Origin of the sequence: Streptomyces sp. NPDC093094, assembly GCF_044754345.1 — a bacterium.
GTDB lineage: Bacteria > Actinomycetota > Actinomycetes > Streptomycetales > Streptomycetaceae > Streptomyces.
The window spans coordinates 712,632-722,292 of the sequence record NZ_JBIVOX010000001.1; the positions used below are offsets into that span (position 1 = coordinate 712,632).

General features: G+C 73.6%; 9 protein-coding genes and 2 pseudogenes. 3 read left to right on the forward strand and 8 right to left on the reverse strand.

Features of this window, described 5'->3' with window-relative positions; all coding sequences use genetic code 11:
- Positions 1-96 precede the first annotated feature (96 nt).
- Positions 97-843: pseudogene (locus ACIQGV_RS02800) on the forward strand (lysylphosphatidylglycerol synthase domain-containing protein); the annotation flags it as partial.
- 113 nt (positions 844-956) lie between these two features.
- On the opposite strand, the gene ACIQGV_RS02805 reads toward ACIQGV_RS02800, so the two are convergent.
- On the reverse strand, positions 957-1,739 hold the full coding sequence (locus ACIQGV_RS02805) for a creatininase family protein (protein WP_402489530.1): 783 nt from the start codon (positions 1,737-1,739) through the stop codon (positions 957-959).
- 37 nt (positions 1,740-1,776) lie between these two features.
- On the opposite strand from ACIQGV_RS02805, the gene ribA reads away from it, so the two are divergent.
- Complete coding sequence (gene ribA, locus ACIQGV_RS02810) at positions 1,777-2,439, forward strand: GTP cyclohydrolase II (protein ID WP_402489411.1); 663 nt, start codon at positions 1,777-1,779, stop codon at positions 2,437-2,439.
- Here the strand turns inward: ribA and ACIQGV_RS02815 are convergent.
- From ACIQGV_RS02815 to ACIQGV_RS02825, 3 genes are read right to left on the reverse strand one after another with little or no spacing between them, the layout of a single operon-like run.
- A complete protein-coding gene (locus tag ACIQGV_RS02815; RefSeq protein WP_402489413.1) occupies positions 2,429-3,661 on the reverse strand; it encodes a serine hydrolase domain-containing protein in 1,233 nt (410 codons plus the stop codon). The two genes, ribA and ACIQGV_RS02815, sit on opposite strands and share 11 nt — an antisense overlap.
- A gap of 57 nt (positions 3,662-3,718) precedes the next feature.
- Entirely contained in the window at positions 3,719-5,080 is a 1,362-nt protein-coding gene (locus ACIQGV_RS02820) for an MFS transporter (RefSeq protein WP_402489416.1), read from the reverse strand.
- 26 nt (positions 5,081-5,106) lie between these two features.
- Positions 5,107-5,718 carry a TetR/AcrR family transcriptional regulator gene (locus ACIQGV_RS02825; RefSeq protein ID WP_402489419.1) on the reverse strand — a complete coding sequence of 204 codons (612 nt, stop codon included), beginning with the start codon at positions 5,716-5,718 and terminating at the stop codon, positions 5,107-5,109.
- A 127-nt stretch (positions 5,719-5,845) separates the two neighbouring features.
- On the opposite strand from ACIQGV_RS02825, the gene ACIQGV_RS02830 reads away from it, so the two are divergent.
- Positions 5,846-6,286, forward strand: coding sequence for a PPOX class F420-dependent oxidoreductase (locus ACIQGV_RS02830; RefSeq protein ID WP_402489422.1), 441 nt, complete (start codon positions 5,846-5,848; stop codon positions 6,284-6,286).
- Between the two features lie 10 nt (positions 6,287-6,296).
- Here ACIQGV_RS02830 and ACIQGV_RS02835 read toward each other — a convergent pair whose 3' ends face one another.
- From ACIQGV_RS02835 to ACIQGV_RS02850, 4 genes and pseudogenes are all read right to left on the reverse strand, one after another.
- Positions 6,297-7,760 carry a membrane-associated oxidoreductase gene (locus ACIQGV_RS02835; protein ID WP_402489424.1) on the reverse strand — a complete coding sequence of 488 codons (1,464 nt, stop codon included), beginning with the start codon at positions 7,758-7,760 and terminating at the stop codon, positions 6,297-6,299.
- A gap of 34 nt (positions 7,761-7,794) precedes the next feature.
- On the reverse strand, positions 7,795-8,397 hold the full coding sequence (locus ACIQGV_RS02840) for a histidine phosphatase family protein (RefSeq protein WP_402489427.1): 603 nt from the start codon (positions 8,395-8,397) through the stop codon (positions 7,795-7,797).
- Positions 8,398-8,405: 8 nt separating this feature from the next.
- On the reverse strand, positions 8,406-9,281 hold the full coding sequence (gene gnd, locus ACIQGV_RS02845) for a phosphogluconate dehydrogenase (NAD(+)-dependent, decarboxylating) (protein WP_402489430.1): 876 nt from the start codon (positions 9,279-9,281) through the stop codon (positions 8,406-8,408).
- 2 nt (positions 9,282-9,283) lie between these two features.
- Positions 9,284-9,661: pseudogene (locus tag ACIQGV_RS02850) on the reverse strand (glucose-6-phosphate isomerase); the annotation flags it as partial.

Here is a 9,661-nt window from a genome sequence, read left to right on the forward strand (position 1 = left end):
GCGCCCGAGGCCCCCTCGGCCTCGCGGCGTCCCGCCCGCGGCGGCGCCCTGCGCGCCCGGCTCGGCACCGTCGCCGGTCTCGCCGTCCTCGCGGTCGTGACCTGGCGGCTCGGCACGGGCGCGTTCCTCGACGGGCTGCGGCGGATCGACGGACCCGCGCTGCTCGGCGGGCTGGGCATCGGCCTGGTCACCACCCTGTTCAGCGCATGGCGCTGGCAGCTGGTGGCCCGGGCCCTGCGGATCCGGCTGCCGCTGGGCCCGGCCGTCGGCGACTACTACCGGGCGCTGTTCCTGAACGCCGCCCTGCCCGGCGGGGTCCTCGGCGACGTGCACCGGGCCGTGCGGCACGGGCAGAGCGCGGGGGACCTCGGCCGGGGCGTGCGGGCCGTGGTGCTGGAGCGGACCGCCGGGCAGGTGGTCCTCGCCGTCGTGGGCGGCGTGGTGCTGGCGGCCGTGCCGTCACCCGTGCGGGCCGAGACCCGGCAGGTGCTCGCGCTCGCCGGGATCGCCGCGGCGGGCGCGTTCGCGATCGTCGCCGCCCTGCGCATGAACCGGCCGCGCGCCGCCGCCCGCAGGGGCCGCGCGCTGTGGGGGGAGGTGCGCGAGGCGCTGCTCTCCCGGCGCAACGGGCCCGGTGTCCTGGCCTCCTCCGCCGTCGTGCTGGCCGGGCACATCGGCATGTTCCTGCTGGCCGCCCGCGTGGCCGGCACCGACGCCTCCGCGCCGGTGCTGGTGCCGCTCGCGGTGCTGGCCCTGCTGGCGATGAGCCTGCCCCTCAACGTCGGCGGCTGGGGCCCCCGCGAGGGCGTCACCGCCTGGGCGTTCGGCGCCGCCGGGCTCGGCGCGGGCAACGGGCTCGCCGTGGCCGTGGTGTACGGCGTGCTGAGCCTCGCCGCGAGCCTGCCCGGCGCGGCCGTGATCGCCGTGCGCTGGTACGGGGGGCTGCGCGCCCGGAACTACCGGGCCCCGTCGTCCTCCACGGCCCCGTCCTCCGCCGTCTCCTGTGCCGTCAGCAGCACGAAATACGCGCCGAAGGATTCGGTGAGACTCGCCAGCAGAGCCTTTCCTTTTTCCGCGGATCCCAGGGAAGGACGGCCTATGACGCCCGAATCGGTATAGGCGGACATTCCCACGGTGAGGAGATGCCGCCGGTCGTCGGCGACGAAATCGGCGGACTCGTAACCGGGCCGCACACATTCCGGACGAGTGTGCAGAAGGATGGAGGTCTCTATTTCCCCCGCGTGCATGTCGGTGAGCAGCGAGGTGTGCACACCGGCCTTCTCCCGGGCCGTCTCCCAGTCTTCTGCGGCCGGGAACAGCGCCATATGCTCTCCGCGCGCGGAGGACTCCTGGACCACGTTGCCCAGGACGTAGTTGCCGCCGTGGCCGTTGACCAGCACCAGCGTGTCGACGCCCGACCGGCGCAGCGACGCCGCGATGTCCCGTACCACCGCATGAAGGGTCGTGGAGGAGATGCTGACGGTCCCCGGCCAGGCCGCGTGTTCGTGCGAACAGGAGACCGTGACCGCAGGAAGGAGGTGCACGGGGTACGCGGCGGCGATCTCCCCGGCGATCGCGCACGCGATGAGCGTGTCGGTGGCCAGCGGCAGATACGGACCGTGCTGCTCGAAACTCCCCACGGGCAGAACCGCGATCCGCGACTCCCGCTCCCGAACGTCGTCCGTCGTGTCCGCCGGCACCTGACCGTACGCCGCCGACCGTATGTCCGAACCACTCATCTTTTCACGGCCTTTCGTCTCTGCTGAGGAACAGATAATGACAGAAAAGCTCGGCGTCCTCGCCAAGAAGTCCGCACCGCGCACCGGAGTGGAACGCGTGGTGAATGCCCCGCTGCCCACCGTGTACGGGCCGTTCACGGCGGTCGGGTATCTCGACCACGACCGCGGTGAGGAGCAAGTCGCCCTGGTCCACGGAGACATCGGCACCGACGACGTCCTGACCCGGCTGCACTCCGAGTGCCTGACCGGGGACGCCTTCGGCTCCCAGCACTGCGAGTGCGGGGACCAGCTCGACTCGGCGATGCGGGCCGTCGTGGCCGAGGGCCGCGGCGTCGTCGTCTACCTCAGGGGGCACGAGGGCCGCGGCATCGGGCTGCTGGGCAAGCTGCGCGCGATGGCGCTCCAGGCGGAGGGTCTGGACACCGTCGAGGCGAACCTCGCCCTCGGCCTGCCGGTGGACGCCCGGGACTACGGCGTCGCCGCGGAGATCCTGCGCGACCTCGGGGTGCGCTCGGTGCGGCTGATGTCCAACAACCCGCTCAAGCGCGAGGCGCTGGTGCGCCACGGCATCCAGGTCGCCGAGGAGGTGCCGCTGCTGATACCGCCGTGCGAGAGCAACATCACGTATCTGCGCACCAAGCGGGAGCGGATGGACCACCGTCTGCCCCATCTGGACGCGGTGGGGCAGTTCAGTCCGTGACCGCCTCGTGGACCAGGCGCCGCAGGGCGGGGAAGACGGGGCTGGAGCCGCGTGGCCGCACCTGGGTCATGAACTGCACGGTCAGATCACGGCCCGGGGCGACGAGGAACGTCGTGCCGGCCACGCCGTTCCAGCCGAAGGTGCCCCGCACCGAGGGCGTCCGGGTGCGCTCGGGGTCGACCACCACGGAGACGCCGAGCCCGAAGCCCATCCCCTCGTTACCGGGCTCGTCGTGGGCGGGCCGGCTGCCGAAGGCGCGCAGATCGGCGCCGCCCGGCAGCCGGTTGCCCGTCATCAGGTCCACCGTGGCGGGCGCCAGCAGCCGGGTGCCGTCCAGCTCGCCCCGGCGCCTGAGCATCTCCATGAACCGGTGCTGGTCGTGGGCGCTCGCCACCATGCCGCCGCTGCCGGACAGCAGCCGGGGCCGGCCGCCGCGCAGCGGCAGCCCCGGGACCGGCGCGATGCCGCCGTCCTCCTGCTCGCCGTAGAGCTCCGCGAGGCGCGGCGCCTGCGCGTCCGACACCTGGAAACCCGCGTCGGCCATCCCGAGCGGGCGGAAGATCCGCTCGGCGAAGAACTCGTCCAGCGGCCGGCCGGACACGACCTCGACGATCCGGCCCAGCACATTGCTCGCCACGGAGTAGTTCCACTCGGTGCCCGGCTCGAACTGCAGCGGCAGGCCCGCGTACACCTCGACCGCCTCGGCCAGGTCCGCGCCCGGCGGCACGGAGGACTCCAGGCCCGCCTCCCGGTACAGGGCGTCGACGGGGTGGGTGTGGTAGAAGCCGAAGGTCAGGCCCGCCGTGTGGGTCATGAGATGGCGGACCAGCAGCGGCCCGGCCGCCGGGCGCGTGCGCAGGTCCGCCCCGGCCCCCGAGACGTACACGCGCGGGTTCGCGAAGGCGGGCAGATGGCGGGCGACGGGGTCGTCCGGCGACAGCCGGCCCTCCTCGACGAGTATCAGCGCGGCGACCGCCGTGACCGGTTTGGTCATCGAGTAGATCCGCCACAGGGTGTCGGCCTCCACGGGCAGCCCCGCCGCGAGGTCGCGCATGCCGTACGTCGTCAGATGCGCGACGCGGCCGCCGCGGGCGACCGCCACCAGGAAGCCGGGCAGCCGGCCCTCGTCCACCTCGTGCGCGAAGTGGCGGTCCAGACGGCCCAGCGCCTTCGCGTCCAGTCCTGCCTCGTGGGGATCGGTGTCCTGCCGCAGTCGTGCCATCGCTCGTCTCCGGTTGTGTTCGACGGGGTGCGACCGGCATACCCCGCCGGGAGGGCCTCAGACATCATGATCGCGCCGGGGGCGCACCAGGGGCGTCCCGCGCCCCCGGATCCGGGTACCCGAGGCGGGGGAGGAGGCGTCCGGGAGCAGCAGGGCGGCCGCCGTGCCGGCGGCGGCCACCGCGGCCAGCACGGGCAGCGGGAGCCGCGGACCGCCGGCCCCGGCGAGCGCGGCCGCCGCGGCCACCCCCAGCACCGGGCCGACGTTCAGCGCGGTCTGCTGGAGACCGCCGGCCACCCCCGCGTACGCCACGGGCGCCTGCCGTACGACGACCTGGGTCGCCGCCACCATCACCGTCCCGAACCCGGCCCCGACCAGCCCGAACGCCGTGCAGATCACCGGCGTGCCGAAGTCCCCGCCCAGCAGCAGGATCCCCGTGGCGAGCAGGGCCGTCGCCCCGGCGGTGGCCCGCCGGACACCGGCCCGGCGCAGCAGCAGGGGGCACAGGACGGCCGCCGCCACCATGAGCACCGCGAGCGGCAGGCTGCGCAGCGCACTCTCGAACGGGTTCAGGCCCAGGGTCTCCTGCAGCACGTAGACGCAGGCGAACAGGGCCCCGTGCAGTGCCGCCGACGCGGCGACAAGGACGCCCAGCGCCGCCCCGATCGCCCGTGACCCGACCAGCTCCGGCGGTACGAGGGGGTCGGAGGTGCGACGCTCGTGCCGCACGAAGCCGGCCCCGGCGGCGGCCGCCACGGCGAGGGCGGCACCGTTCCCGGACGTCCACCCGGACCCCGGCGACCCGACCAGTGCGTACACCAGACACCCGAGGGTGACGGCGAGCAGGAGGGCCCCGGCGGGATCGAGGCCGGGCGCGGGGCGGACACGCTCGCGGTCGCGGTCGCGGTGCACGGAGGCCAGGGCGAGGGCGCCGAGGACCAGCGCCGGGACCACGTTCAGGAAGAACACCGCCCGCCAGCCCGACGCCGTCACCAGCGCACCGCCCAGGAGAGGTCCGGCCGCGGCCGCGAGGCCGATGGCCGCCGTGCGGACGGCGAGGGGCCCGCGGAGCCGGTCCGGCGGGTACGCGGCGCGCAGCATGCCGAGGGTGGCCGGTTGCAGCAGGGCCCCGCACACGCCCTGGAGGACCCGCAGCGCGATCACCCAGCCGATGCCCGGGGCGAGCCCGATGGCGGCGGAGGTCACGCCGAAGCCGAGCATGCCCAGCCCGAACAGGAGCCGGTGTCCGTGGCGGTCGCCGAGCCGGCCGCCGAACACCAGCAGCCCGGCCACCACGACGAGATATCCGGTGCTGGTCCACTGGGCCTGGGCGAAGCCGGTGTGGAGGTCCCGTTGCAGGGTCGGCTGCGCGACCGTGAGCACCGTGCCGTCCAGGGCGACGATCACCGCGCCGGCCACACTGCACGTCAGGGTCAGCCCGGCCCTCACAGGTCGCCCGCCGGACCGAGGTGGGCGCGGAGCACGCTGTCCAGCAGGGGAGTGAAGTCCTCGCTGCCGGTCGCCAGTTGGAGGCTGCCCCAGCTCCACAGCTGGGCGATGCCGTGCAGGTTCGCCCACAGCGCGCCCGCGACCGCACGGGCGTCGGCGTCCGGCCGTACGGCGGCGACGAGTTCGGTGAACGCGGCGAAGAGCGGCAGGCTCGTGTCGCGCAGCCCCAGCCGGCCGCTCTCCAGCAGGTCGTGACGGAACATCAGCTCGTACATGCCGCGGTTGTCCAGCGCGAACTCCAGATAGGTCCGGGCGAGCGCGGCGAGCTGCTCGCGCGGGCCCGCCTCCTGGTCGCCCAGGGCCAGGGCGGTGCGTTCGGCGAGGTCGGCGAAGCCGCGGCGCGCGATGGCCGAGAGCAGTTCCAGATGGGTGGGGAAGTGGCGCCGCGGCGCCCCGTGCGAGACCCCCGCCCGGCGGGCGATCTCCCGCAGGGTGAGTGCCTGGACGCCCTCGCGGGCCACCAGCTCCACGCCGACCGCCACCAGCCGGCCGCGCAGGCCGGCCTCCGCCCCGTGGTCCGTCTCCGGCAGGTGCTCCGTCCCGGGCATGCGCTCTGTCTCCGATCTCTGCATAGACACTGTCTACCAGTGGTGAGTAGACAGTGTCTACCGAGAAAGGCGGAACGGTCCCGGAAGATCGGGAACAGACGGCGCCCGCCGACGGGTTGCACCTGACATGACCCAGAGCGACGCCACCCAGGACGCACTGCTGAAGCTGCTCTCCGAGGGCCACGGAGGGGTGCTGGTCACCCTGAAACGCGACGGACGCCCGCAGCTGTCCAACGTCAGCCACGCCTACTACCCCGACGAGCGCGTCGTCCGTGTGTCGATCACCGACGAGCGGGCCAAGACCCGCAATCTGCGCCGCGACCCCCGGGCCTCCTACCACGTCACCAGCGCGGACCGATGGGCCTACACGGTCGCCGAGGGCACCGCCGACCTCACCCCGGTCGCCGCCGACCCGCACGACGACACGGTCGAGGAGCTGATCCGCCTCTATCGCGACGTCCAGGGCGAGCACCCCGACTGGGACGACTACCGCGCCGCGATGGTCCGCGACCGGCGGCTGGTGCTGCGGCTGCGGGTCGACCGGGCGTACGGCATCCCGCGCCGCTGACGCGGACCGGTCACTGACGGCTGACGGACCGGCTGACACCCGCGACGACCGTCGTCGCCAGGATCCACCCGGTGATCACCAGCACGTACGACACCCACTGGTACCACCCCCGCGGCCCGAAGGCGCCCTCCTGCCCGAAGGAGATCACCGGCACCAGCAGGTCCAGCGTGTAGAACACCGGGTTGAACTCCGGGGCCTCACCGGCCTTCAGCGGCCGCGGCGGACGCAGCCCGTACACCAGGGAGCCGGCCGCCAGCAGCGACAGCAGCCACCCCGCCGCCCGCAGCGGACGGAAGCCGTAGCCGACGGTGAGGTCCTGGACGACGCCCCACAGCCGGCCGGGCCACGGGAGGGTCCTGCGGTGCCGGCGCTGCTTGGCGAGCTGCACCAGACGCGCGGAGCGCTCGTCCCCGACCCGCAGATAGGAGGCGGTCAACTGCTCGTAGGCGTGCGGCACATAGCCCTCGCCGTCACGCTCCAGCATCGGCAGCCGCCGCTCGGCGGGCTCCTGCGGGGTGAGGGCGGCGTAGGTGCACCCGTTGAGCAGCACCTCGTCCGGGACGGTGCCGGGATCCAGGAACAGCACGTCGACCTGGGCCCGCCGCAGATTCAGCGTGCCCGCCATGGGCGGCCCCTGGCGCAGCCACAGCTCGCCGACCGTGCAGCTGCTGGCCCTGAGGGAGGTGCCGTCCGGATGCGTCAGACGGCTGTACGACAGGTCGAGCCGCCCGGCGATCCGGGCGCCGCGCAGCCCGAACCAGCCCTGCACCTCGGCGTGCCGGACGAGCAGATCGCCCTCGACGGCGAGGGTCTCGGCGTCGAGGGCGGAGTGTCCCGGACGGCACAGCCGCGCCTCGTTGAGGTCGACCGACCCGGCGACGCTCGCGCCGCTGAGCCGGATCCCGCCCTCCACGCTCAGGCCAGGTGCCCACAGGTCGTCGCCGACGGTGGCCTGGTTCAGCTGGAGCGCCGGTGTCCCGGCGTCCGGGGCGACGAGCCGGGCGCCGTCCAGGAACAGCGCGCCCCCGATGTGCGACCCGGCGAGCATCACCCGGCCGTGCACCCGGCACTCGCTCAGCCCCAGCGTGGCGTCGATCCGGGCACTGGCCAGACCCAGCCCGGGCAGGACCGAACCGCGCAGGCTCAGCCGGGGGAGCTGGACGCCGTAGAGCTGCGGCGCCTCGTCGAAGTGGCAGTGGCTCATGCGGACCGGGCGGTCGAGCACCGCGTGCGTCAGATCGAGCCGTCCGGTGATCCGGGCGCCGGTCAGCCGCAGGGCGGATATCTCCCCGTCCTCCTGCGGGGCGCTGACCAGGAGCGCCCGCAGGACCGAGGCCCGCACCGTCCGCCCCGGCCCCCAGCCGGAGCCCGTCGCCGGGTCCTCGTCGGGGCCGGTGCGGAAGTCCACGTTCTCCCCGCGGGCGAAGGCCCGCCACACCCGCGCCTCGGCCGGGGTCAGATCGTTGATCGCCATCGACGGTGACTCTGACCCGGCCGGGGAACGGGTGTCAACCGCCTTGTGCGGGGCGGGTGTTCCACTCGGCGATCACCGGACGGCCGTGTTCGGTCGACAGCCGGCTGACCGTGCCCGTGCCCAGCTGGAACAGCCGCCCCTCGGACGGGGGCAGGCCCAGCCGGCGGGCGGTGACGACCCGCAGGAAGTGGGCGTGGGCGATGAGGACCACATCGCCGTCGTCGCCGGTGAGCGAGGCGTCGGCCCGGGCGAGCACCCGGTCGGCGCGCAGGCCCACCTCCGCGGGGCTCTCCCCGCGGTGCTCCGGGCCGGGCGCCACACCGTCGCGCCACAGGTCCCAGCCCGGGCGGGTGCGATGGATCTCGTCGGTGGTTATGCCCTCGTAGCCGCCGTAGTCCCACTCGTGCAGATCGGAGTCGGTGACGACCCCGGTCAGCCCCGCGAGTTCCGCGGTGCGGACCGCGCGGGTGAGCGGACTGGCGAGGACGAGCGAGAAGGTCCGGCCGGACAGCAGCGGAGCCAGGGACTTGGCCTGTCCCTCACCGTTCGGGGTGAGGGACAGGTCGGTGAAGCTGGTGTGGCGTCCCGAGCGGCTCCACTCCGTCTCGCCGTGGCGGACCAGCAGCAGATCCCCCACAGCGCGTCCTACCTCTTCTCGACGGCGTGGCCGCCGAACTGGTTGCGCAGGGCCGCGATCATCTTCATCTGCGGGGAGTCCTCCTGACGGGAGGCGAACCGCGCGAACAGCGACGCCGTGATCGCGGGCAGCGGCACGGCGTTGTCGATGGCCGCCTCCACCGTCCAGCGCCCCTCGCCGGAGTCCTCGGCGTAGCCGCGCAGCTTGTCCAGACGCTCGTCCTCGTCCAGCGCGTTCACCGCGAGGTCGAGCAGCCAGGAGCGGATGACGGTGCCCTCCTGCCAGGAGCGGAAGACCTCGCGGACGTTCTCCACGGAGTCGACCTTCTCCAGCAGCTCCCAGCCCTCGGCGTAAGCCTGCATCATGGCGTACTCGATGCCGTTGTGGACCATCTTGGCGAAGTGGCCCGCGCCGACCCGGCCCGCGTGGACGTAGCCGTAGGGGCCCTCCGGCTTGAGGGCGTCGAAGACCGGCTGCACCCGGGCGATGTTCGCGGCGTCGCCGCCGACCATCAGCGCGTAGCCGTTCTCCAGGCCCCACACACCGCCGGAGACACCGGCGTCGACGAAGCCGATGCCCTTCGCGCCCAGCTCGTGGGCGTGCTTCTCGTCCTCCGTCCAGCGGGAGTTGCCGCCGTCGACGACGATGTCGCCGGGGGACAGCAGGTTCCCCAGTTCGTCGACGACCGACTGGGTGGGACCGCCGGCCGGGACCATCACCCAGACCACGCGCGGGCCTTCGAGCTTGTCGACCAGCTCGGCGATGCTGCCGACGTCGGCGAGGTCCGGGTTGCGGTCGTATCCGACGACGGTGTGGCCGGCGCGGCGGATCCGCTCGCGCATGTTGCCGCCCATCTTGCCGAGACCGATGAGACCGAGCTGCATGGCTACTTCACTTCCTTGAGGTCGCGGTAGGCCGCGACGAGTGCGGTGGTGGAGGGGTCCAGGCCGGGCACGTCGGTGCCTTCGGTGAGCGCGGGTTCGATGCGCTTGGCGAGGACCTTGCCCAGTTCCACGCCCCACTGGTCGAAGGAGTCGATGTTCCACACCGCGCCCTGCACGAACACCTTGTGCTCGTAGAGCGCGATCAGCTGGCCGAGCACCGAGGGGGTCAGTTCCCGGGCCAGGATCGTGGTGGTGGGGTGGTTGCCGTGGAAGGTGCGGTGGGCGACCTGCTCCCCGGGGACGCCCTCGGCGCGGACCTCGTCGGCCGTCTTGCCGAAGGCGAGGGCCTGGGTCTGGGCGAAGAAGTTGGCCATCAGCAG